This is a genomic window from Arsenophonus apicola (assembly GCF_020268605.1).
Classification (GTDB): Bacteria; Pseudomonadota; Gammaproteobacteria; order Enterobacterales; family Enterobacteriaceae; genus Arsenophonus; species Arsenophonus apicola.
Map to the genome: position 1 here is coordinate 2,555,565 of NZ_CP084222.1, position 25,540 is coordinate 2,581,104.

Consider the following 25,540-nt stretch of genomic DNA (forward strand, 5'->3'; position numbering starts at 1 on the left):
AATGAAAAAATTTATCCAACATACTGGCTTAGTGGCGACTTTAGATATAGCCAATATTGATACTGATGTGATCATCCCAAAACAATTTTTACAAAAAGTCACTCGAGTCGGTTTTGGTCAACACCTTTTCCACGATTGGCGTTTTCTGGATGATAACGGTCAACAACCTGATCCAGATTTTGTGCTTAACAAATCTCGTTATCAAGGCGCTACTATTTTATTAACTCGGGAAAATTTCGGATGTGGATCATCGCGCGAACATGCGCCTTGGGCATTAACAGATTATGGCTTTTGCGCCATTATTGCGCCGAGTTTTGCCGATATTTTCTATAACAATGCCTTTAACAACCAATTATTACCCATTAAGTTAAATGAAACAGAAATTAATCAACTATTTAACTATGTTGAACACCATGAAGGTTGTCAATTCACTATTGATTTGACGACTCAAACGGTTATAACTGAGGATAAAACTTATTTTTTTACTATTGATAATTTTCATCGTTATTGCTTGATGAATGGTTTAGATAGTATTGGACTGACTTTACAACATGAAGCAGAAATTAGCCGCTATGAAGAGCAGCAACCACTATTTTTGCAATAACCATTCACAATGACAGGCTCGGCCTCTGTATGCTGGCAGAGCCTGGCAATTTTTTTATTTTAATTAATTTTAAGCTTAGAAAATGGCATATCATGCGATTAAATTGCATGACTAAATCTTACATTTCGTTTTATTTACTAAAAAATAATTTAATTTATCTATTAATAATGAAAAATTATCCACATAGAGAGCTATATTTATTAATTTATTCACCTTTTCTGTGGATATCCATGTGATAAAAGCAAGAGTAAACAGGGTATAATTTCATGAATTTTTTAATCGATAGATATCTAAATATAAAATTAATAGTTTTTTTTCATAGAGATAAATGGATTTAATCGATTAAATAGAGAGCAAACTAGCGCGGATAGCTCACAACCAAAACGGGATGAACAAAGATCCAACAATATCTATTTTATCCACATGATACGCTGTTTTGTTAAGCAAGCTAACTGGTCTTTTTAGCAAAAACCAGCCTGTCAAGACTGTAAATTAAACCAGTAGAGGCCTTTTATTAGAGTTATCCAGTAAAATTGTGGATAACTATAGCTAAGATCCTGTTTATTACCTCTTCGATTAAACTCCTAACAGAAAAAAAATTTGCCGACTTTAGATAAAATGATTTGATTATCAATGCATTGTTCTTATTTATTCGATCTATGTTAAAATTTTCACTGTGTGTACAAATTTAATTGTCCATTTTTTATACAGGTCTGATTTATGCGATTTTCTCCCCAGCTTCCTGATGATGAACAAAGTTTACTTAATAAAGCTAAAAATCTCGCGGGCTATACAATGGCTGAACTGGCTTACCATGCAGGTATTGCTATCCCCCACGATCTTAGACGCGCCAAAGGTTGGGTAGGTCAGTTATTAGAATATTGTTTAGGTGCAAATGCCGGCAGCAAAGCAGAACAAGATTTTGCCCATCTTGGTATTGAACTTAAGACCATCCCTATTAACCGCTATGGGGAACCATTAGAAACAACCTTCGTTTGTGTGGCACCTTTAACCGGTAATAGTGGAGTGACCTGGCTTTCTAGCCATGTACGTCACAAGCTGTCACGGGTTTTATGGATACCAATTGAAGGTGAACGCCAAATCCCATTAGCAAAACGAAGAGTTGCTTCGCCACTATTGTGGAGTCCAAATTCAATTGAAGAGCAACTACTTAAAAAAGATTGGGAAGAGCTGATGGATATGATCGTGTTAGGTCAGGTGGAAAACATCACCGCCCACCATGGCCAGGTTTTACAAATTCGTCCCAAAGCCGCTAACAATAAAGCATTAACAGCAGGGATAGGTAAATACGGGCAACCAATAATGACCCTACCACGTGGATTTTATCTTAAGAAAAATTTTACTGCTCCAATACTAGCACGTCATTTTGAGCTGCCCACTCATAAATAATAACTTATCACTGCTAGCAGCCAAGTGTTATCTTATAAGGACAATTTACGATAATACTGCGCAATCTTACCACGGGTCTGTTCATAAGAAGCTCGGCGAATATTCTGCATTCCTTGCCAACGTTCATTGATCGGTACATGATAACCTTCATTTTTAGCAGCTTGAATAAATTCAGCAAGTGCCTCTGCTGAATCCAACACAGCTATCGTGTTATATTTCCCGATTATTTTAGGCAAAAATAGCGTTACCGGAAAATTGTCTGTCAATTGCGATGACTCATTATTCACATCTGATCCATGATGAATAAGTTTATGCTGTTCATCGCGATCTAAAGCACGATGAATATCATCGGCTAATTTCAGCAAACGATGGTTTGCAGTTCCTAATTTGGTATCATTACGTTCACTCGGTACCACGGTATCAAGCGTGCCATAATCACCAATATGAGGAGCGACTAATAATAAATCATAATCAGGGACAATTGACATCCTCCCCACCTTCACACTTCGTGACTCAGGAGGGGGATTCCCGTTAGTCGGAGACTATCTGATCGCTCAGAAGCCTGGTTCCTGCTGCTGACGGCATTACTGCACCGTTCACTTCACAGGCTAACACGGCATGTCCTGCCGCTAAAATGTTACGAGCTCCGTTGATATCTGCGTTCTCTGTATACCCGCACTCAAGGCACTCGAATCTACTTTGTGATTGACGATTTTCTTTCGCTGTATGACCACAACATGCACACCGTTGACTTGTATATGCCGGAGGCATAGCTAATACCTGACCACCGCGCCATAGCTGCTTGTACTCAAGCTGACGGCGCATTTCATACCAACCCTGATCCAGTATCGAACGGTTAAGTCCTGATTTTGCCCTGACATTCCGTCCGTGCTGCTCTTGTGTACCTTTTGCCGATTTCGACATGTTACTGACCTTTAAGTCCTCAATGACGATCATCGCGTGGTTTTGCTGATTTCACTGGTGACTTTGTGAAGGTAGTCTTTGCGGATATTGGTTATATGCGAGTGGAGACGTTGGATTTTTCGCTTCTGTTTTTTCCAGTTATTGCTGAATTTAACTTTACAGCTTAACTGACGCTGGAATTTCGCCAGCTTTTTTTGGTTGGTTTTAAAACTGTTTACAGGTTCAAACACTGTGCCGTCTGACAGCGTGGCGAGTCTGGTTACACCTGCATCCAAACCAATCATTGTTGCTGACGAATGAGGCTGAATGTCCATTTCCAGTTCGACCTGAAACGATATATACCAGTGTCCCGCATGTTGGCTAACGGTTGCGTTTTAATCTTACCGTACAGCTTTTGCGACTGCCGGAACTTTACCCATACCAAACCTGACGGTAATCTCACTCTGCCATTATCGAGCTGACAATATTTATCAAAATTAACAAAACGAACTGAATCACGCCCGTCATTTTTCCTTTTAAATACAGGAGCTTTTGCTGCCAGTTTTTTATCAAAGCAGCGTTTCCATGCCCCGTGCAGATCTTTGAGTTTCTGCTGAAGATTATCCGTGTAGGCTTCTTGCAAAAGGAATGTTCCGGCTTTTTTTCCATTCTGTGAGCATCCGATTTAGTTCAAACGCTGACGGTAGTTTACCGCCGGATTCAATAATGCGTTGCGTCTCTGCTAGCCCGTAATTCCAGATAAAACGAGCGCATCCGCACAACTGCCGCAAACGTTGCGACTGTTTTCGGTTGGTTCGAGTCTGAATTTGTAGGCTTTTAGAATTAGCATTATTACTCAGTGTGTAGTAAATTATCTCACTATCTTACCGTATATCCGGTTAATTTCAATGCAAAATATAAAATCAACCGTTCAAGACATGCAGCGTTTCTTTTACATGTTCACCTTGTCTTTGTGACTAAGTACCGAAAGAAAGTACTCAGTGGCTTGCACTACAAAGCATTTCATCAGTATGCAGGTGAAGTGTGTCGCGACTTTGGGGCTGATTTAAAGGAAAGTAACGGAGAGTCCGATCACGTTCATATGCTGATCGAGTACCCGCCCACAGTGCAGTTGTCAGTACTAGTAAACTCGCTGAAAGCGGTAACGTCTCGTCGTCTGCGTAATGAGTTTCTAGACTTGCGTGGGGCTTACGGCAAGCCAGTGTTGTGGTCTCGATCATACTTTGCAGGTTCGTGCGGGGGAGCACCGCTGGAAGTTGTTAAGCAATACATTCAAAATCAGCGTGGCTGATCATTCTTCGGGCTTTTCAAGCCCGACCAAGTCCCTCCCACCTTATGTCGGTGGGAGTACCCTTTGGAGGTTAAGATGGTTCGTGTATTTCCGGTTGACTCAAGACATAAATAGGTTTCCCAGCTATTTCTATTCGATAGTAATTATTACTATTAGATTGATAAATAGCTTCAAATTGATATTCCTGTCCAGTTGGTGATCGCGCTAACAAAACCATTTTGTCACCATGCGGTTGAGATAATTCGAGGCAAGTTAACTTGATCAATTCATTGATCCTGTCACGGGGTATAGTTAAAGGCACACTTACTGCGTCGCCATTTTCTAGGTTTTTTCGGATCAAGGCATTATACTTTTTCACTCGCTCTGGCTGTCCGACAAGCTTGCTAAAATTTTGATCAACACAAATAAATCCGGCTTGTGGCCCCCAATCGGCGCTCTTTCCTTTGATGCTAAGCGGCTTAGTCGGATAACCGGCTTCTATTAAAGATGTCGCTAAGGGACTAATCGGTCTAATACCATAAATGAGATTTTTTTGAATGGCATAATTAGAAAGAGTTTTTAAATGTGTTGCTGGAATGCCAGTTATTGGCTGACTTACCTGATAACTAGCAGAATCAGCAGATTCGACTGCCATTTGTTGATGATAGGCAGTATTTAAGATTAAATTATTTGATATGCGATGCATTTATACTTTACTTTTATTATAAAAGAGTAACGGTTTACCTATTTTATTACAAAAAATATAACCAAATAACTAAGTTTAATAAATAAAAAATAAATTTAGATTGATTGCATGACTTAAATAATATTGTTTCAATTTAACAGATAATTAGTTGACTTAAGCACAAACAAAAATGTGCCAAAAATGGCACATTTTGTTGTAAAATTATGTAGTTCAGTTAGGATTTTTTAGTCGCCTGAATATAAAGCATATCTAATGCGATGGTGGCTGCCGCTAAGGCAGTAATTTGTGATTGATCATAAGCCGGAGCCACTTCCACAATATCCATACCAACAATATTTAATGGCTGCAAGCCCCGCAATAACTTTAAGGCACGATCGCTGGTTAATCCACCAACAACGGGGGTTCCGGTACCCGGCGCAAAAGCCGGATCTAGACAATCAATATCAAAGGTTAAATATATAGGTAATTCACCCACTGTGGACTTTATCTGGTCAATAATATCTTCCGGCCGGGCGTCATTCACATAAGCCGCATCCAATACCGTAAAACCATTGTCTTTATCATATTCAGTCCGAATACCAATCTGAATGGAGTGAGTCGCATCAATAAGCCCTTCACTAGGCGCATGATAAAACATAGTACCATGATCAAATTTACTACCATTGCTATAGGTATCGGTATGTGCGTCAAAATGAACCAACGCCATTTTACCAAAATGCTTAGCATGAGCACGTAATAAAGGTAAAGTAACGAAGTGATCGCCACCAAAGGTTAAACATCTTTTGCCAGATGCCAATAACTTTTCGATATGGGCTTGCAACTTATCACTCATATCTTGTGCATCGCCAAAAGCAAAAACGAGATCACCACAATCAACTATTTTTAACTGCTCTTTGAGATCAAACTGCCATGGCCAACGTTTACCTTCCCATGCCAGGTTTGCTGATACTTGCCGAATAGCAGCCGGCCCATGCCGGCTGCCAGCACGGCCTGATGTCGCCATATCGAAAGGGACACCGGTGATAACCCACTGTGCATCACTATTATAAGGTGAAAAATGGAGTGGAAAACGCATGAAACCAAAGGCATTAGAAACCAAAGAATTATCTTCCTGATTATTTAATGTATTATTAATCATATAATTTATCTCAAACTGTTTATTAATGAATAACCTTCACTATTAAGATCACTGCTCTTCTGCTTGGCATCCAGCTAGCGCTAAAGAACAAGCTTTTACAGCGCACCAGATAAGATTATTCCATTATTGCTCAATAACCTTGGCTAACTTATATTGTCTCACCTTCCAGATAGGTGTAACCATATAATCCTGTTTCAAATTCAGCCAGAAACTGCTCCTTTAAACTTTTCGTCAAATCTTTACTATTGACTTGATCACGAAAAAGCGTCAATAGCATTTTAGGATCTAACTTGACGTAATGGAGCATATCCGCCACTGAATCCCCCTCTTCACTTTGTAAATACCTGACTTCACCTGAATTATCAATATAGACATCAATCGCCGCTGTATCGCCAAACAAATTATGCATATTACCTAATATTTCTTGATAAGCTCCTACCATAAAAAATCCTATCATTGGCGGCTCTTCCGGATCATAATTAGGCATTGGCATAGTAGCAGCAATACCATCACCATCGATATAATGGTCAATAATACCATCTGAATCACAGGTAATATCTAATAACACCGCTCGACGCTCTAATGGCGCATTTAATCCTTGAATTGGCAGTACGGGGAAAAGTTGGTCAATACCCCATGCATCCGGCATAGATTGAAATAGTGAAAAGTTCACATATAGCTTATCAGCCATCCGCTCTTGTAACTCATCGATGATAGGACGATGAGCGCGATTACTGGGATCTAAATCCTGCTGAATACGACGACAAATATTAAGATAGAGCTCTTCAGCCCAAGCACGCTCTGTTAAATTCAACATGCCATGGGCATATTGGGTATGCACATCATATAAGGAAAGTTGACTATCATGCAGCCATTCACGTAATGAACGGCTATTTCCCTGTTGCATTTCATTCCAAGTTTCCCACAGAGAAATAAGTGATAATTCGGTATCTTTCGGTGGTGGTGTGATCTTAGTAAATTCATTACGTTCAACACCAATGACATTAGAAACTAATACGGTATGATGAGCGGTTAGCGCTCGACCTGATTCCGTGATCACCGTTGGATGCCCTAGCCCATGTTCATCACAGGCTTCCCCTATTGCCCAGATAACATTATTGGCATATTCATTTAAACCATAGTTGACAGAACAATCCGACTGTGAACGCGTACCTTCATAATCAACGCCAAGACCACCACCTACATCAAAACACTCAATCTTGACACCTAACTTATGTAACTCAACATAAAAACGAGCTGACTCTCTCGCGCCTGTCGCAATATCACGGATATTAGACATCTGAGAACCTAAATGGAAATGTAATAATTGTAAACTTTCCAACCGCCCAACACTTCTTAATGTATCAACCAACTGTAAAACCTGAGCAGCGGCCAAACCAAATTTTGATTTTTCACCGCCACTTGCTTGCCATTTACCCGAACCTTGTGATGCCAAACGCGCTCTTACTCCTAAACGAGGAATAACATCTAATCTTTTCGCTTCATCTAGAACTAGATCAATTTCAGTCATTTTTTCAATCACTAAGTAGACCTTATGGCCAAGTTTTTCGCCGATCAACGCTAAACGAATATATTCCCGATCTTTATAACCATTACAAACAATCACCGATTTCGTCATACCTGCATGGGCTAATACAGCCATTAATTCTGCTTTGGAGCCGGCTTCTAAACCTAAAGGTTCACCTGATCTCACTAAAGTTTCAATCACTCGCCGCTGCTGATTTACTTTAATTGGGTAGACAAGAAAGTAGTCACCTTGGTAGCCATAATCGCGACGCGCCCGTTCAAATGCAGCATTAATTGAGCGCAATCGATGTTGCAAAATTTGCGGAAAACAAAATAGTGCCGGCAAACGTAAATGTTGTTGTTCTTCCTGTACTTGTTCAACTAATGCGGCTAAATCAATCTTTGCTTCTGGTTGGTCAAGATTTGGACAAACACTAATATTACCTTGTTCATTAACTTGGTAATAGCCACCTCCCCAATATGCAATATTGTAGGTTTGTTGCATTTTACGCGCGATATTATTCTTCATAGTTATCTCCTGAAATGGAGTATGAGTTTCACTTCTTTCCTATTTTATCATATCTAACAAGATAATATTCTGTGCAAATTTTAAAACTGCAGGAAACAGCAATAACTCTATCTAATTAAAAAAAGGATTAATGACAATTCAATAATCATTCTGTTATTTAAAGTTGCAAAATAACTTATCAATAAATGATTTTAGTCTGTCTCGAGTACGACCTATAATTTCGACTAGCAGTCGTAATATAGAGAAAGGAAAAAGAAGCGGGTACACAGACATTAAGCTGTGATGATTGGTAATTTGCTATTTGCTGATAATGGAACATTACCCATTCACCTCAAAACATGGTTTTATAAATTCAATTTCAGAACATAACCATTTTAAATTGAGAAGTAGCATCAATATCGATACTACCGCATAACGCCTGATGAGAAAAAAGGTTCATCAGTTATCGCGCTGTTTATACCTTTATTAGAAGAAAAATGCAAAATCAAATTGAATAAAACATCAACAAATTTATCTCTATTTAGCAAATCCGTTTTTAACAATAAACAAATATAAAAAACCGCTAGCCATAGTGCTAAATTAACATTAAAATGGACGTCTGGATGGTAATACATCTAATTCAGTTTCTACGAATTTTTAAGGTAACAAAACATCTATGACCACACATCTTTTTACTTCTGAATCAGTCTCAGAAGGTCATCCTGATAAAATCGCTGACCAAATTTCAGACGCGGTTCTTGATGCAATTCTTGAGCAAGATCCAAAAGCACGCGTTGCCTGTGAAACCTACGTAAAAACAGGTATGGTAATGGTTGGCGGTGAAATTACGACCAGCGCTTGGGTAGATATTGAAGAAATTACGCGGCGTACAATACGCGAAATTGGCTATACCAGCTCCGATATGGGCTTTGATGCCAACTCCTGTGCTGTTATCAGTGCAATTGGCAAACAATCTCCTGATATTAATCAAGGCGTCGATCGCGCAAATCCCTTAGAACAAGGAGCTGGTGATCAAGGGATCATGTTTGGTTATGCTAATAACGAAACCGATGTTCTTATGCCAGCGCCAATTACTTATGCCCACCGCTTAGTCGAACGCCAAGCTGAAGTGCGAAAAAATGGTACCTTGCCCTGGTTACGTCCAGATGCTAAAAGCCAAATCACTTTCCAATATGAAAATAATAAAATAGTAGGCATTGATACCATTGTTTTATCTACGCAGCATGCTGAGGAAATTAAACAAGAGACCTTATCAGAAGCTGTAATAGACGAAATTATTAAGCCAGTATTACCGACAGAATGGCTACATAAAAATACCAAATATTTTATTAATCCAACTGGGCGTTTTGTTATCGGCGGCCCAATGGGCGATTGTGGCTTAACCGGCCGTAAAATTATCGTCGATACATACGGTGGCATGGCCCGCCATGGTGGTGGGGCTTTTTCTGGAAAAGATCCCTCTAAAGTCGATCGTTCTGCTGCCTATGCTGCGCGCTATGTAGCAAAGAATATTGTTGCCGCAGGACTGGCTGATCGCTGTGAAATTCAAATTTCATATGCAATTGGCATCGCTGAGCCTACCTCTATCATGCTCGAAACTTTTGGTACAGAAAAAATAGCCAATGAAACTCTGGTTCATTTAGTGCATGAAATTTTTGACCTACGTCCTTATGGTCTAGTTAAAATGCTCAATTTATTACAACCTATTTACCATCAAACTGCAGCATATGGACATTTTGGCCGTTCTCAATTTCCATGGGAAAAAACAGATAAAATTGCTGAACTCCGTGCAGCCGCAGGTTTAACTAACTAGTCGTCGATTTTATCTTGTTAAAACAGCAAAGGGACAGTTAGATAACTCTCCCTTTTGCTATTTTAGAGCTAGCCAAAAATAGCAATTAATTATTGAATTTTTCCAACATTTAATTAATAAAGACCATAATAAATTAATTTCTTTTATTCTGAGCTCACTCTTTGCCATTTAACTAGATTAATAATATGAAATCACAGCGAATACCGATCGCTTTACAACAGATTGTCATGCACGTATTACGCAACAAACTGGCTACCGCGAGTACTAAATTGGGAAAAAACTTTACAGCACCGTTGATTAATTACCGACAGCGAGGAACCATTGCCGGTAGTGCCCATCTACAAGCATGGGAAATTCGTCTTAACCCCATTTTACTAATTGAAAATGGTGAGATTTTTGTTAATCAAGTTATTCCTCATGAGTTAGCCCACTTGTTGGTTTATCACTGTTTTGGCAAAACAGCCCCTCATGGTAAAGAATGGAAATGGATGATGGCAGTGATCCTCGAAGTCCCACCACAGACAACGCATCAGTTTGCATTAAACTCAATTCGTAAGCAGATCTTTCATTACCATTGCCAGTGCGACCTATCACATCAATTGACTCTACGCCGGCACAACAAAATCCAACACGGGAAAGGGGAGTATATTTGCAAAAAATGTGGTCAATATCTTATTTGGCAGAATCAATAGGAGAGCAATTCACTCTCCCCTGTTGATCACGCTAAATCAGTCATAATCATCTTAGCAATTTCAAAGTAAATGATTAATCCTGTGCCATCTATAAACGTAGCAATAAAAGGCGCAGAAACAATTGCAGGATCAATATTCAATCGTTTAAGTACCATTGGAATAATAGAAGAAACGATCGCACTCCACACAGTAATTGCCATCATAGTCAAACGAACAACCAGGGTAACTTGATAGCCAACGTCCAGGATCCAAGCACGAAATATGCCGACACAACCTATTGTTAATGCCACTAAAAATGATGTAGATATCTCTTTTTTAAGCACAACACCTAAATTACGTAAACTCACTTCTCCTAGCGCCATTGCCCTAACCAAAGTAGAAGTTATCTGAGTACCACTGTTACCGCCTGTGCCTATTAATAAAGGAATAAAAAAAGCTAATGAAATGGCAGATTCCAGCTGATCGGAAAAGGCTTTCAATACTGTACCTGTATAGGCTTCAGCCACAAACAACATCAATAACCAAACAACGCGTTTACGCCATAATGTTATTGGGCTGGTCGACATATAAGGCTCTTCTAAAGGTAATGTTGCCCCTTGCAAGTGGGCATCTTGGGTATTCTCATCCTCAATTAATTCAGCGATATCTTGAGCGCGTAATACTCCTTTTAATTTAGAAAACTCTACAACCGGAATAGAATCAATATCACAATGATTAAGCAGGGCAAAAACCTCTTCACGTGATTGTTCCGGTGAAACAGAAAAAAAATCACGTCGCATAATATCTGAGACAAGGAGTTCATTTGATGAGGTTAATAATGTTTTCATCAATAACAGGCCATTTAGATATTTATCTTTATCAATGACATAAAGATAAGTCGGGATCTGATCGCCGGTAATTATATTAGCCAGATTATTTTTAATAGCAGCAACAGAATCATTCATCGAAACAGCGATATAAGATTGACTCATATAAGCACTAACTTTTACTTCATCAAAATTATTATGATGTTGCTCATTGAAATTTTCTGCATGACTATTGGCCGGACACACCACGCTGGGAGCCGTTTTTTGTAGGGATGTTAACTTCATTTTCGAAACCCTATCACTGTTATATACTGCAAACAGTTCTCAAATAGGGGCAAAACCAGATGCGAGAATATTAAGCTATCTCAACGTCTCAGTTTTAGCACTATACAACGTATCCTGCAACCAGCAGGAAGTTACATGGGGATACACCTTGACTCGATATATCCTGTCCTGATCTTGGGCGTCTCTCGACGTCGTCAGATCAGTAACCTATGTTTGTATAGGAGCCTCGCCTAACGAGATACTGCACCGTGCTTAATATTAAAAATTAATATTAACTCGAGCAGATTATAATGAAGCTAAATAGCTTTTCCAATTATCGTGTTACTTATGGTTTAGTTTTTGTTTAAGTTGGTAAATAATAGAATCAAGCCGCTAAGTTAATAAACGAAAATAATAATTAAAATCGTAAGTTATTTAATTAAAAAAGCAAATTTTCATCAAATGCTAGGCGATCTATTTTTATCTTTTTTGCATCATTAATAACTTGTTCTGCTGTTTTACCATCTAATGTTCGACAAATCCGTTTTTCCAATGCTCTGGAAGCAGCTCTTTCACCAAGTTGGCGATATTCATCAAAATTAATACTATTAAACATAGTAATATCAATAGCTTCGTCAAATTGTTGCTGTTTTTCAAAAGAGAGAGAATCTCGTACTTCAGTAATAGAAGAACGTAATAATTGCTTATTTTCACCATTTAGTTTTAATTGTTGCTCACAACCCAATAACAAAAAACTGATGAAGAAAATTAATAGATTAAATCTCATATATATAACGCCCTTCTCACTGCTTTAATTATCAGCATAGCAAAATTAAAAATAATAAACTTGAATATAATGAAAATTTAAAGAGAATAATTGTAAAAAAAAATTTTCATATTGCTGGCAAAAATTAACAGTAATACTTGATTGCTTATTAGTTGTTACAGAGTAAAAATAAAATTTAAATACAATCAAATTGCTATTCATTAAATAGCCATAAATTAAAATAGCTTGCTTAATATACTGCTATTTTTCCAACATAATCGAAAGAGCCTATACAGGCTCTTTCAATATTACTTTTATTTTATGGTAATTTAACACCTTCAAGAGAAATAATCAGCTCAGCTTCTTGCGATTTAGGGCCAAGATCTTTTTTAAAGTTAAAATCTTTCAATTTAATCTTTCCAGTTGCCTCAAAACCAACACGATAACCTCCCCATGGATCGTCACCTTCACCAATTAAGATAGCATTAAGTACTAACGGTTTTGTTACACCATTTAGTGTCAGTTGCCCATCGATATGATAAGCCCCCTTGACTTGACTAACCTTAGTTGAAATAAAAGTTGCCTGCGGATATTTTTTTACATTAAAAAAATCGGCACTGCGCAAATGCTTATCGCGTTCTGCATGGTTAGTATCAATGCTGGCAGTATTGATCACCACCTTAACTTGATCATTTTGTGGATTTTTTTCATCAAAGGTAAAACTACCAGTAAAATTCTTAAAACTACCATAAATCCAACTGTAACCTAAATGTTGAATGCGAAACTGAACAAAAGCATGTTGACCTTCATTATCAATTTTATAATTAGCGGCTATTGCTGTATTAATGCTCGATAGCAAAATTGCGGTTACTATAGCTAAAAAAAATTTTTTCAACATAACTATCTCCAATAAATTATTTTCTTGCAGGGATGCCAAGTATGCGTTTTAGGGTAATATCACGATCAATAAAATGATGTTTTAATGCTGCAATCGCATGAAGAATAGAAAGAATAATTAGTGTCCATGCCAAATAAAGATGTACAACACCGGCACTATCAGCCTGCACGCCTTCATCTGACCATATTGCCGGGATCTCGAAATAGCCAAATATTGAAATAGGCTGGCCATCCGCAGTAGAAATTAAATAACCGCTAAGAAATATGCCAAATAAAAGTAAATAAAGTGAAATTTGGACGAGAGTAGAACTTATTTTTACTAAGTTGCTATAGCTATCTAATGGTTTAGGCGGCGGTGATATGAAGCGCCATAGAACACGAAACATCATCAGCAAAAACAAAATAAAACCGATGCTCTTATGAATTTCTGGCGCTTTGTGATACCAAGCGTCATAGTAATTTAAAGAGACCATCCAAAGCCCCAACGCAAACATTCCATAAACAGTAATCGCAACCAACCAGTGAATTAAAATTGATATATGACCAAACTGGGTGGAAGTATTCTTCCAAAGCATATCAATATTCCTTTCGTTAAAGAGTAAGAATAATAATAGTCAATTTTGATGCAATATTAATAATAAACGAATTTTTAGGTGATTAATTGCCAAACAAGAAGAAATAATTTGTTAAAGATAATCAAAAAAAATCATTAAGTTACTCTATGAAATAGTTTCATCTTTAAAATAAAAAAGAATATTTAAAAAGTAAAAAATTTATAATATATTTTATTTTAATATTTTGTTTAAATGAAAAATCTGTGCAATTGTATTTAATTGCACTATATCAGAATAAAATTTTATATATTAAAAATAAGTTAAAAGCATTAACTAAACTGTAACTACAAGTAATTGCACGGTAAGCACCATAGCTTAGTTGTATATGTTAAATTTAAGTTAATTAATATGATGGGGATTTTTAAATATTAATAATAGGTTAACTTTGTTATCTTATATATCTAAGTCTACTGTGATAATTGTCATTAAAATAAATTAAATAAAAAATAGCATCCTCTATAATAGAGGATGCTAAGAAACGAAGGGTAAATAATAGGCACACAAAACTAATTATTTATTTTTCTCTATAATTGCACTTGCTCTTATGTAATTTTTTCCTCCCGCAGAAGTTATTTTCACAATAGTAGAATCTTTCTCTTTCGCTTTGTTCTCTAAATTTTCAATGGCTTCATTAAGACTAATTGCTGAGGCAGTAATAACCTCTTGAGATAAAACACCAAATGAAATTACAAAAAGAAAAACCATTATTATGAGATTCTTCATTTTTATCATAAACCATCTCCTAAAATTAATATCTGAGACTAATTTAGAACCATAACCCAACACAAAAAAATATTTTAATAAAATAAGCAATGTGAAAATTTTAAAAAACCATCTATCTAATTAAATATCTATAAAACTTTCGACAAATAAATAATTCATTAACTTTATTTATAAATAATATTAGAGTTATAAAAATAAAGTCCATTTTAAATTATAACCAAAGTTTCATTATTGATACTTTATAGCAAAATATTGTCCAACAAATAATATGAAAAATAGAAATATATTTTATTGTAAAGAAGCAAAAACAAAACAAAAAAACATTGAAAAAATAACTGACATATTTATCCTTTTGTCAATTTATACATGATAAAACTTTTTTAATAATAAATAAAAAATAGATTGTAATTAAAGAAGAGTATATAAAATTAATTCATATAAAATAAAAAATCGTAGGCAAAATAATCCAATGTAAAAACCAATCTATCATAATATTAACAAGTTATTTTGTTGTTTCTTTATTTAATAAATCATACTAATTAGCTGCAAATTTTGCGCCTGATCATAAATATATATATTTTTATTGTCTTTATATGAAACAAAAACATAAAATATTTACAACAAACCACAGTGTTTAAAATTAACAAAAACAAAACAAACAAGAGAAGAGGATGAATAGAATGAAAATAAGGCGTATTGCATTGTTAACGTTAGTATTTTCCATAAATAATATTGCTAATGGCGCTGAAATATATAATCAAGATGGAAATAAGTTAGATTTGTATGGAAAAGTTGATGTACGAAATCATATAGGTAAGAGCAAAAGTAGTGGAGATGATTCAAGAGTTCGTGTTGGAATCAAAGGTAGCACCGAAATTTCCGCTAACCTCACTGGATTTGGTCAATTTGAATGGGAAACAATGGCTAATAAAACTGAGGATAACCATATAGATAAAAATCGATTAGCCTATGTTGGAATTAATCATAAATATTTAGGCTCGATAGATTATGGCCGTAACTATGGTGTACTATATCACATTGACGGCTGGATTGATGTTTTGCCTATTTTTTGGGATGATGGCATTTCAATGGCTGACAATTATATGAATGGTAGAAATAGAAACCTACTTACCTATCGCAACAACAATTTATTTGGCTATGTTGATGGATTAAACATTGCATTACAATACCAAGGAAAAAATACTACTAATAATAAATCAGGTGTAAATACAGCCAAGCAAAATAACGGTGATGGCTACGGTTTATCAATAATTTATAATACTGATTTTGGCCTAAGTTTTGGTGGAAGTTACAGCAATTCACATAATGTCAATAATAACATAGCTTATTACTATGCTAATGGAAAACGTGCAGAAGCTTGGAGCATTGGTGCCAAATATAATGCTAATAACGTCTATTTAGCATCAACTTATATTGAAACACGTAACATGACGCCTTTTGGTTCAATTAACACCAATATTGCACCTAAAAAGAAACTTTCGAAATTGTCGCTCAATATACATTCGATTATGGTTTGAAACCATCATTAGCTTATATTCAAGCGAAAGGAAAAGATCTTGGCGAATATGGCGATAATTACTTAAACAAATTCATATCGCTGGGCTCATTCTACTATTTTAATAAGAATTTTGCTGCGCTGTTAGATTATAAAATTAATTTATTAGATAAAAATAAATTTACTGAAAATTATGGCATCAGTACTGACAATGTTTTAGGTTTAGGTTTAGTCTATTATTTTTAATAATATTTAATATATAATCCCAGATAAAATTATCTGGGATATCCTTATAAAATATATTACACTCAATAACCAAACTACTCTGTTAAACCTGCTAAGATAGCATTTATAATATTCTGCTAAATCATACAAACTTTTCTAACCGATAATAAAAATATAATAACATTTACACTCTGGAAAATTTTTCTATTCTCATTTATTTTTAATATCGAATTATTAGAACGTCTGTCAAATAATTTACAACCAAAAAATATCTTCTAACGCACTGAGCTATTGACTGCTCGTTGATTTGGATTTATTAAACGAAGCCGGCCTATAAAAACTTGCTGATTCAACATCTAGCATAAAAGCTGATATCAATTTCATATCAAAATATAGTTTATATTTTTCTCATTAAATTATTTTTATATAATAATTTAAGATATATATTTATTCTATTATAATAAAAAAATAGCTAATGTTTTTTTATTTATAGCTGTTTGATTCTAAATAACAAAATGATAATTATTTTCATGTAAGATAAATTTATTATTCTTTTATATTTCCAGAGATAGAAATTTTCTTATATGCATCAATAACTTTTCCAAATAACAGCATTAGTCAATATCATCATCAATAACTTTTAATTTGTTAATACCAATAAATATAAAATAGCGACCACTATTATATGCGGCCGCTATTTTAATTTATAGCTAGTACGACAAAATTAATTTGCTTTAGTCATAGCTTTGTCTGCTGTCTTTTTAGCTCCAGATTTAATATGAGAAGCTTTTTTCGCTTTTACTTTGCCAGTATGAGATATTTGTTTAGTTTTGACTTGTTGCTGTCCAGCATTAGTTTGACCACTTGCATTCATTGGAGTAGAAGCAGCCATACTACCAAATGAAATTAATGCCATTGATAAAAGTGCATATTTTACAAATTTCATTATTACTACCTTCAAGTTAGTTTAAATACGTTATCATTATAATAAATGTAAAATAAATTACTGTTATGAATAATTATTTTATCCATAAAATTTATTATCTATGTTAGTTAATATTTGGAATATGTAGACTTTGAAAAAATTTGTAAATATAAGAAAATATTGAAACTATTTTTGACACAATTCAAGGCAAAATTAATATTAACAATTATAAATACACTTTTAATCACTAATCAACTAAATAACAACATAATATTAAGTGAATAAAAACAGCTAATATCTCTATTGGCTATAAAAAACCCCTTTCAATGAATATTCAATTGTCAGGGGCTTAGTTTATAAAATACAATTATGTTATCTCAAACCGTTAGTCATTGTTAACCACTAACTACTCTGATTTCTATATTTTTCAACTAATGCGCGGGCAATAGCTTCTGTTTCAGCATCCGCATTACCACTTATATTAGCTGGGCGGAAATGTAGCTGAAATGCACTAATTGTTCTGCGTGTTTCCTCATCAAGTTCACCGGATTGTGGAATTTTATCATAACCATATTTCTGCAAATATTTTTGGATAACCGATATACTAGCTGGTGCATAGGGTGATCGACCTGCCAAATATTTCTTAACCGTCATTTCTTCTGGCCAAGCTCCAATACCAAGCTCAGCTAAACGTTTCCATGGAAAATTTTTACCAGGATCATACTTTCTCAATGGTGCAATATCACTATGTGCTAAAACATTATCTGGAGTTATGTTATATCTTTTTATGATATCTTGAGCTAAAACAATGATAGCGGAAATTTGCTGTTCATTAAAAGAATACCAAACCTTATTGCCAAGCATGTCTTCAGTAAACCCTTTATTAACTATTTCTATACCAATAGAACTATCATTAAGATTAAGTCTACCATTCCAATTACTTAAACCTGCATGCCATGCTCTTTTATCTTCTGGAACAAGGTTAAATATAACTGGCTTTCCACTTTTTGTTTTCGGTATTTCTGGAATAAGATAATGAGCACTGACTTTAGCTTGAGTTAAAATCTGTAATGAACGAGCATCATTTACTGCCGTATAATGAAATATTAAAAATTTCACTCGATCATCTTGGCTTATCGATGAAAAAGATTTATCGATATAATAATTACCTCTATCAACGATAGGGGTTTTAGACGAACAACCCACTATCATTAGCACCAATAACATCATAAACAACTTTCGCATATCATCTCCATATAAGTGTTTGATACCTACCCTTACAACAGCATTACTTCTCATACACTCGACTTCTTACACCTAAATAATTTAGGTCAAAACTTTTGACTATACGCTTAGTTTTCATTAGCAGCTTATTTATAGCTACATTTTTATAATTTAGCAGAATAAACTATAATCTCTCTGCTTATTTACATAAACTATTATTTTTATTATCACCATAAATAATAGCAATAATCTTAATAACAAAGAGGTACAACATTACAATTATATATAATTAATAATAAATTCACAATTAATTGTAATTGTTAATTTTTTTAATCAATTGTAATCCAATTAACGCAATAGGCTTGTAGTTAATCTATACTTTAACCATAAGTTAATAAAATTATTAATTAATAGTATAACAACTGTTTTTATAAATTGTTTAAAATTTCAAGTCAATTACATAATCACATAGTAAGGGATAGCACTTAAAAAATGATTTTTACAACTATATCTATTAAAAGTAAATTTAGCGCAAATTTTATCCTCTTTTATTATAATTATACCATTTCAATTCATACTATCTTTGATAAATAATAGTTACCGCAAACTTATTAAAAATTAATCTATAAAAAGAACAAACTCACTATTAGTTTTACGTAACTTACAATATTATTCATTTTTATATTTTGTTATATCACTGTCGCTTTTTATAATAACCAAGCCGAACCTGACGTTTATAGCCTGGTTAGCAATAGTTGAAATTTTATCTGTATAAAATTAGCAAGTTATTAAGATGGATATTTTTGTGTTGGCAATAAATAGTAAGCACAAACTTAACATTTTGTTAATGCTCAAAATAAAATTGAAAGTTTGCAGTAATAAAGCTAAGAAACCTATTCGATGATTAAAGAATTTTACTAAATATAATTAACAAAAAAATGTATTATCTGTATTTTTGTTAATTATAAAGCTTTTTTCAATCTATAATTTTCTTTTAGTTACCGGTAATTATTTTTATTAAAAAACCATACTAGAAAAAAACAAAAAATTATATCTAGCTATAATGTTAAAGTTAACGAGTTTTTATTTATAGAATAAAATTTATTTTGTTATACAATAGGATTAATAACATTTAGTTATATTAATTTATACGCTTTATCAAATATAGCATCATTATAAGGCTGTTGACCATTTTCATAAAATATTATAGCTTTTAATGTTGCTTTATCTTTTACATTAACAACTGTTTTAGGTGATAAGTTCATTCTATTGGATACGCTTATAATATATGCGTTTGTATTATTTTCATTATTTGGCGCCCATCGATTAATTAAATCGGATATAGTTTTTAAACCATACTTTTGTTGATATGTGCTTAGTAATACCATTATAGCGCGAATACCACATTCCGGAGATTCAAACCGACAAAATCGTTTTTCAATTGATGGATCATGAGGTAATGCACCCTGCCATTTATTAATAGGGTTATAGTCTATATTCCCTGGATTATTATTACGTATACCACGTTGAATGGTCATAATTTATTTACTCCATATTTATTTTTGAATAATATCAATATTTAATTAAGAGTATCTTTAAATTTATTTTTTAAAAAAGGAATAATAACACGACAAAAAAATCAATAAATTACCAAATTTAAGGCTTTTTTAAAAAATATTATTTATATACTAAGTATGTTACATACAATAACTACTCAAAAATATATTTATTCACTTTTTATTTAATATAACCTCTTTAAAAAAACACATATGATACCAACAGTAAAGAAAAAAATAGATATTTTACATCCGATAATATATTAACGAATAAGCACTAATTTTTATCTTTTATCCAAATTGAAAAAATTTTTTACTAACTATTTAACTATTATTTATCTGATATATTCACATCTATTACTTGATAAAACGCTGAATCCGTATCAGCTATTGTCCATAAACCTAAAATAATTTGATAGCCACTACGTTTTGGCACATCGCATTCAATTTTCACCTCATCAACAGTTAATCTTTTTCCATCATTAGATCGTAAACAAAATGGTTTTGATTCAAACGAATTGCGTGTTAATGGAGCATTTGGATCCCAGTTTTGCTTGGTAATATAAAACTCCCAACTAACTGTATGATTTGGCTGCGTTAAAAACCATTCAAATATATTCTTACCTACTTTAATATTATTTTTTTGCCAGCGATCGATATTTTGCTGATCTAATTGGCTAAACCAAAAATTATCACCGCTAGCTATTCTACCATCTTTGGCGCCTCATTTCGGAAAACCACGTGCACCTTCAATCGACATTGGGTCGCTACTAGCACTACCGCAATCATTATTCTGCTCTATCCAGCATAAAACCGAACGGCTTTTAGGTGTATATATAAATCCATGCATTGATTCACGATTAGAACTTACACTTGAAAATGCAGTTACAACAATTAATATAAATAGTATTAATAAGAAATTATTTTTCATCTTATAAATCTCTTAATTAATCATGTAATTTAATAAAGCGTCTGTTAGAAAAATATTTCATTAACAAAATAAATATAAGTAATTAGAATACCATTGAGATTATTAAATTAATAACGACATTTGATCAAGTAAAATTAAATAATTTTTTTTATTGAGATCTTTTTTATTTTCATATAATGCATTAATTTACAACCAACTAAAATCATGTAATTTTTAATTTGAAAAATTTTACTTAAAAAAAATTAAATATCATTAAAAGTGTTTACTTTTAAATTAAAAAATAATTTTTTGATGAATGAGGTTAATATTGTTTAATTAATGACATTATATTAAATAAAAAAATTACTTATATAAAAAATAATTTAATATAATAGCAAAACAGCAAAATTTTATCTCTTAATAAAAAATTTAGTTGAGTGTATTATTTTTATAATTAAATATAAAACATTACCAACAATAAGTTATAATAATTAAACATTTTATATAGTCAGTAAAATATTATTTACTGTGCATCAAAATATTATTTTCAATGCACAACAGACAAGAGAAATATTTAAAATTAATTATTTATAATTTATTTAATTTTCTTTAGATACTCGAGATTCTGGTAATTCTGACCAATCAGGCTTTTCACCTGACATGATAGCTCTTCGTTGACTGTCGGTTCTTACTACACCGACACCCATTTGATACTCTTCACGCTTCTTTTTATAATACTGTTGTTGATAATCATCTGAGCTGACACAACCAGCCAGTAAGAAAAAAAGAATTAGTGCGAAAAAATAATTTTTCATTGTCATATTCTCCTCAGTACAAAAATAAAGTTTAATATAAAAGCTTTTTGCAGAACATAGTTTATATCAGAACTATTAGAGAAATAATTAGAAAAATATTTTTTGCTTAGTTCAATTAAACTTTCTTTAACCACAGTTTACGAGCAATTAATGTGGCGAAATTCAATTTAATGCGATTGCCAAATTTATCAGTTTTATGTAAATGCCCAGATTCTTCATTGTATTTTATGATCTCCCATTCTTTATAATAATTTATTAATTCACCAGGTGCTAAGAAACTATCAAAAGGTAAAATTTCATTAGGAATATTATCTGTTTCAACTGCACAAACAATTAAATTGTAACCACCATCATTAGTATAATTTTGCATGTCCTCAATAATCTTAGCGATTTTATTTCTCTGCAAAAACATCAAGACTACAGTTGAAATAATTATATCGTAATTTTCTGTTAAAGCATGATCATTAATGTCATAGATTGCTGTTTTTATCTGCTTTAAATCAACTGATTTTTTTACCATTTCAATGGCATTAATATGTTGAGGATTGATATCCATTGCTGTCACTGCATAACCTTGTAATGCAAAAAAAAAGCTGTTTCGGCCCCGGCCTGATCCCAAATCTAATACTTTACATGGCTTGGTAATTAGGGAAAGAGCACAAACTTCTGAATGTGGAAGTGTAAGACCATTTTTTTTATAAAAAAACACTTCTTCACGGCAATAAAAAGAGAGTTGACACTCAATATCATCACTAACAGATTCTATTTTATGCCACATTTGAGGCTGAATTTGAATTGGTTTACACTTTACATTAAAATGATACTGCTGCTCATTACCATTTTCATCAAATATCACAAACAGTAGACCGCCTCGATATATTGTCAATTGGGCCCATGTACCTTCTTGCGTATTATGACGTTCCATTAATGCTGAAGGGATAGTATTCTTATTCCAGATAGCAAATTTTTTGTAACAAATAAGCTTGCACATAATCATTTCTCAATAAGTTGCATTTTAAATGCATTTTAATTTTTTTTTCGGTTTTGGTAAATTATGCTGACAAATAAAATTGAATAAATTTGTTCTTAATTATTTTTGCAAAACAATCAGTTTGTTATCATCTCATAGAGAAAATTACGAGATATGAAGCTAATTATCATTAGGAATGTAAATTTACGAGTTAGTAGACGACAAAAGAAACGGCTACCATTGTAGCCGCTTTAGATCATATATCATTAACGAAATAACTTTTAACACTAAACAAATTCAAGTTTTAAGCAAATACAGTATCATTCGGTAATAAAATTGTAGGTAAATCAAAAATCATAACTGACAGAAACCTTAAAAATACGCGGTGTACCCTGGAAAATATAGGTGCCATAATCTTCAACTCCAGACCAATATTTTTCATTAGTTAAGTTATCAATACCAACCCGCCAAACCATCTCATTTTGATTATGATTAACTTGCATATTGTAACGCATAGCCAAATCAAAAGTGGTATAGCTATCAAGTTTTCTGCTATTTTCTACATTTACATATTGGGAGCCAGAATGATTTATCCGCATTATTGCCGTTAAACCGTCTATTGATTGAATATCATATTCAGCGCCTATAACCATGTTAAAACGCGGTACTCCAATCACATCATGACCATCATTGGCTCTATATTGTGACTTTGTTAACACTGGAGCTAACCAGGTTGCGCTAGTATTCAATCGCAAACCTAATACCGGTTCACCAAATATGTTTAATTCCATACCTCGATTACGTTGTTGACCAGTAAGGCTATAACGTTTTGTGACACTATCCAAAAGCGCAGACGGTTTTTTAATTTCAAATAATGCTAATGTACCACCGATCCGGCCAAAATCCATTTTCATCCCTATCTCATTCTGTTGGGAGTAGACAATACCTGTACTTTGACCATAATTTGATGCACCCTTTGGTGCTATGCTGCCCGGTTGTAAGGCTTCAGTATGATTGGCATATAAAGCAACCTGTTGCCATGGTTTGTAAACTACACCATAGGTAGGCATCCAGTGGCTCTTGTTATACCGTGCATCACGCTCTTCAGCACCCGTTACATTATTATAATTGCGAATCTCCACTTTCTGATGACGTGCAGCGATTAATAATTGTAATTTATCATCAAACGCACTTAATGTATCACTTAATAACCAACCCTGAGTAAAGGTGCGCCCTGTTGTTAAAGGATCAGAATAATTGCCACCAAAAATAGCATTATCCGGCATAGCAACGTCACCAGTGTGATAAATATTGGTAATAGGATCATTAGTAGACATTCGCCATGCCATTCTATTACGTTTATTCTGTGCAGAATATCCCATATTCAAGCGATGAGTGATAAAACCAGTTACAAGTTGTCCCCTTACTCCCGCCATTGCACTAAATGCATCAGTAAAAAGTTTGGTATCAAGCCGGCTTACTGTAGCATCACCTTTACGATTTAGTATTTTTGGTGAACTATAGATACCTATTTCTTGGCTATGTTGACCACCTGCTCCAGCATATATTATCCAGTTATCAGCTAGATCATATTCAGCTCGTGCCAGACCAAATTGATTTTCTATATTACTATAGCCCCACTTTTGACTATAATTATGTCTGTTATTGGGTACTAGTGGAATAAAATCGACGCCACTAATATTTACTCCCATGGTACCACCGTGAAAAGTTTTCTTTTGATAACCGAAATCCAATGAACTTCTAACCCGATCGCCATGATAATCCAAAGCAAGACTGGCCAACGTGGTTCGGCGCTTATCATTTTTTACTGCAGTTTCTCCCTCGCGGTGAACTAAATTGAAACGCGTACCAAACTGATTATTTTCACCAAAACGGCGCCCAACATCTAATGTTCCACCTACTTGCGATAGTGAAGTGTAGTCTAAACCTAAGCGGGTAATGGGTATATTTTCTGCTCGTTTGGGCTCAAGGTTAATAATACCGCCGACGCCAGAAGAAGCTGCACCATTAACTAATGCGTTAGCACCCTTGAAAATTTCCACCCGCTCGATCATTGCGGTATCCACCATCTGACGAGGTAGAATCCCAGGCAATCCACCGAGTGTCATATCATCACCATCTAACTTAAAGCCTCTAATACGATAAGTTTCGGCAAAATTACCAAATCCTTGTACACTCTGAACTCCAGCATCGTTATTGACGACCTCAGCAACAGTTTTTGCCTGTTGATCGCTGACCATTTTCTCCGTATAACCAATGACATTAAATGGAACATCCATCGCATGTTGCTCGCCCAACATACCAAGACGGCCACCATGTGCAATATGGCCATCTAAATAGGCGGGCACAAGTGAATCTCCGCCAGGTTGAAAGTCATTTTGCGACTTTGCATGCACGACAATCGTATCTTGTTGGTTCTTTTTATTACTGATTTCAGCAGTTGCTGTTTGCGCTGTAGTACTCATTGTCAGCATCAATAACGAGCTACAAAATGGTACCTTCATATATTTGATATTTTTCATATTTTATTCAAATAAAAGACTGGTGTTGTAAATAATGACCACTAGAAAGTTATTTTCTATAAATCAAGCAAAACTGAACTGAGCGAAAAAGCAGTTAATACCCATTTCATACCATGATTAATTGGAAATAACTTGCCATTATTGGGTCATGATAAAAAAACAGAACCCTATAT

Annotated in this window: 22 protein-coding genes, 2 pseudogenes and 1 riboswitch; of the genes and pseudogenes, 6 read left to right on the forward strand and 18 right to left on the reverse strand. The window is 34.0% G+C overall.

Features of this window, described 5'->3' with window-relative positions; translation table 11 throughout:
- Position 1 precedes the first annotated feature (1 nt).
- Positions 2 to 604: a 3-isopropylmalate dehydratase small subunit gene (gene leuD, locus LDL57_RS12200; protein WP_180558714.1), complete on the forward strand. Its 603-nt coding sequence runs from the start codon at positions 2 to 4 to the stop codon at positions 602 to 604.
- A gap of 720 nt (positions 605 to 1,324) precedes the next feature.
- Positions 1,325 to 2,014 (forward strand): DNA mismatch repair endonuclease MutH, encoded by a 690-nt coding sequence (gene mutH / locus LDL57_RS12205; RefSeq protein WP_180558713.1) that lies wholly within the window; start codon positions 1,325 to 1,327, stop codon positions 2,012 to 2,014.
- Between the two features lie 32 nt (positions 2,015 to 2,046).
- On the opposite strand, the gene LDL57_RS12210 is transcribed toward mutH, so the two are convergent.
- Together LDL57_RS12210 and LDL57_RS12215 are read right to left on the reverse strand one after the other, a co-directional pair.
- Entirely contained in the window at positions 2,047 to 2,502 is a 456-nt protein-coding gene (locus tag LDL57_RS12210; protein ID WP_225505832.1) for a hypothetical protein, read from the reverse strand.
- Positions 2,503 to 2,617: 115 nt separating this feature from the next.
- Positions 2,618 to 3,767, reverse strand: a pseudogene (locus tag LDL57_RS12215) (RNA-guided endonuclease InsQ/TnpB family protein); the annotation flags it as partial.
- A gap of 72 nt (positions 3,768 to 3,839) precedes the next feature.
- On the opposite strand from LDL57_RS12215, the gene tnpA reads away from it, so the two are divergent.
- Complete coding sequence (gene tnpA / locus LDL57_RS12220) at positions 3,840 to 4,229, forward strand: IS200/IS605 family transposase (RefSeq protein ID WP_225507526.1); 390 nt, start codon at positions 3,840 to 3,842, stop codon at positions 4,227 to 4,229.
- Between the two features lie 70 nt (positions 4,230 to 4,299).
- Here the strand turns inward: tnpA and LDL57_RS12225 are convergent, their stop codons facing one another.
- From LDL57_RS12225 to speA, 3 genes are all read right to left on the reverse strand, one after another.
- Positions 4,300 to 4,914 (reverse strand): anthrax toxin-like adenylyl cyclase domain-containing protein, encoded by a 615-nt coding sequence (locus tag LDL57_RS12225; protein ID WP_225505834.1) that lies wholly within the window; start codon positions 4,912 to 4,914, stop codon positions 4,300 to 4,302.
- Positions 4,915 to 5,128: 214 nt separating this feature from the next.
- Entirely contained in the window at positions 5,129 to 6,052 is a 924-nt protein-coding gene (gene speB, locus LDL57_RS12230; RefSeq protein WP_180558711.1) for an agmatinase, read from the reverse strand.
- 148 nt (positions 6,053 to 6,200) lie between these two features.
- Positions 6,201 to 8,108, reverse strand: a complete 1,908-nt coding sequence (speA, locus tag LDL57_RS12235; protein ID WP_180558710.1) for a biosynthetic arginine decarboxylase — start codon at positions 8,106 to 8,108, stop codon at positions 6,201 to 6,203.
- A 655-nt stretch (positions 8,109 to 8,763) separates the two neighbouring features.
- Between speA and metK the strand changes: the two genes are divergently transcribed.
- Positions 8,764 to 9,921 carry a methionine adenosyltransferase gene (gene metK / locus LDL57_RS12240; protein ID WP_180558709.1) on the forward strand — a complete coding sequence of 386 codons (1,158 nt, stop codon included), beginning with the start codon at positions 8,764 to 8,766 and terminating at the stop codon, positions 9,919 to 9,921.
- 185 nt (positions 9,922 to 10,106) lie between these two features.
- Complete coding sequence (locus LDL57_RS12245; protein ID WP_180558708.1) at positions 10,107 to 10,613, forward strand: SprT family zinc-dependent metalloprotease; 507 nt, start codon at positions 10,107 to 10,109, stop codon at positions 10,611 to 10,613.
- 26 nt (positions 10,614 to 10,639) lie between these two features.
- Here LDL57_RS12245 and LDL57_RS12250 read toward each other — a convergent pair whose 3' ends face one another.
- From LDL57_RS12250 to LDL57_RS12270, 5 genes are all read right to left on the reverse strand, one after another.
- Positions 10,640 to 11,704: a magnesium transporter gene (locus LDL57_RS12250; RefSeq protein WP_180558707.1), complete on the reverse strand. Its 1,065-nt coding sequence runs from the start codon at positions 11,702 to 11,704 to the stop codon at positions 10,640 to 10,642.
- A gap of 72 nt (positions 11,705 to 11,776) precedes the next feature.
- Positions 11,777 to 11,949, reverse strand: a riboswitch (M-box (ykoK) riboswitch).
- Positions 11,950 to 12,122: 173 nt separating this feature from the next.
- Positions 12,123 to 12,470 (reverse strand): DUF6694 family lipoprotein, encoded by a 348-nt coding sequence (locus LDL57_RS12255; protein ID WP_180558706.1) that lies wholly within the window; start codon positions 12,468 to 12,470, stop codon positions 12,123 to 12,125.
- A 298-nt stretch (positions 12,471 to 12,768) separates the two neighbouring features.
- Positions 12,769 to 13,347 (reverse strand): YceI family protein, encoded by a 579-nt coding sequence (locus LDL57_RS12260; protein WP_180558705.1) that lies wholly within the window; start codon positions 13,345 to 13,347, stop codon positions 12,769 to 12,771.
- A gap of 16 nt (positions 13,348 to 13,363) precedes the next feature.
- Complete coding sequence (locus LDL57_RS12265; protein ID WP_180558704.1) at positions 13,364 to 13,921, reverse strand: cytochrome b; 558 nt, start codon at positions 13,919 to 13,921, stop codon at positions 13,364 to 13,366.
- A gap of 549 nt (positions 13,922 to 14,470) precedes the next feature.
- The gene (locus LDL57_RS12270; protein ID WP_180558703.1) at positions 14,471 to 14,692 is read right to left on the reverse strand and encodes a DUF1471 domain-containing protein; all 222 of its coding nucleotides are present in this window, start codon (positions 14,690 to 14,692) and stop codon (positions 14,471 to 14,473) included.
- A 671-nt stretch (positions 14,693 to 15,363) separates the two neighbouring features.
- On the opposite strand from LDL57_RS12270, the pseudogene LDL57_RS12275 reads away from it, so the two are divergent.
- A pseudogene (locus tag LDL57_RS12275) lies at positions 15,364 to 16,445 on the forward strand (porin).
- A 703-nt stretch (positions 16,446 to 17,148) separates the two neighbouring features.
- Here the strand turns inward: LDL57_RS12275 and LDL57_RS12280 are convergent.
- The 8 genes from LDL57_RS12280 to LDL57_RS12315 all read right to left on the reverse strand — a co-directional run bounded on the left by LDL57_RS12280 (position 17,149) and on the right by LDL57_RS12315 (position 25,367).
- Positions 17,149 to 17,370, reverse strand: coding sequence for a hypothetical protein (locus LDL57_RS12280; protein ID WP_180558701.1), 222 nt, complete (start codon positions 17,368 to 17,370; stop codon positions 17,149 to 17,151).
- 381 nt (positions 17,371 to 17,751) lie between these two features.
- Positions 17,752 to 18,594, reverse strand: a complete 843-nt coding sequence (locus tag LDL57_RS12285) for an N-acetylmuramoyl-L-alanine amidase (RefSeq protein ID WP_180558700.1) — start codon at positions 18,592 to 18,594, stop codon at positions 17,752 to 17,754.
- 1,115 nt (positions 18,595 to 19,709) lie between these two features.
- Positions 19,710 to 20,111 carry a structural protein gene (locus LDL57_RS12290; RefSeq protein WP_180558699.1) on the reverse strand — a complete coding sequence of 134 codons (402 nt, stop codon included), beginning with the start codon at positions 20,109 to 20,111 and terminating at the stop codon, positions 19,710 to 19,712.
- Positions 20,112 to 20,460: 349 nt separating this feature from the next.
- Complete coding sequence (locus LDL57_RS12295; protein WP_225507528.1) at positions 20,461 to 20,835, reverse strand: lytic polysaccharide monooxygenase; 375 nt, start codon at positions 20,833 to 20,835, stop codon at positions 20,461 to 20,463.
- An 18-nt stretch (positions 20,836 to 20,853) separates the two neighbouring features.
- Complete coding sequence (locus LDL57_RS12300; protein ID WP_225505836.1) at positions 20,854 to 21,060, reverse strand: hypothetical protein; 207 nt, start codon at positions 21,058 to 21,060, stop codon at positions 20,854 to 20,856.
- A 578-nt stretch (positions 21,061 to 21,638) separates the two neighbouring features.
- Complete coding sequence (locus LDL57_RS12305; RefSeq protein ID WP_180558698.1) at positions 21,639 to 21,860, reverse strand: hypothetical protein; 222 nt, start codon at positions 21,858 to 21,860, stop codon at positions 21,639 to 21,641.
- A gap of 109 nt (positions 21,861 to 21,969) precedes the next feature.
- On the reverse strand, positions 21,970 to 22,845 hold the full coding sequence (tehB, locus tag LDL57_RS12310; protein WP_225505838.1) for an SAM-dependent methyltransferase TehB: 876 nt from the start codon (positions 22,843 to 22,845) through the stop codon (positions 21,970 to 21,972).
- Between the two features lie 326 nt (positions 22,846 to 23,171).
- A complete protein-coding gene (locus tag LDL57_RS12315; RefSeq protein WP_180558697.1) occupies positions 23,172 to 25,367 on the reverse strand; it encodes a TonB-dependent receptor in 2,196 nt (731 codons plus the stop codon).
- Positions 25,368 to 25,540: the final 173 nt, after the last annotated feature.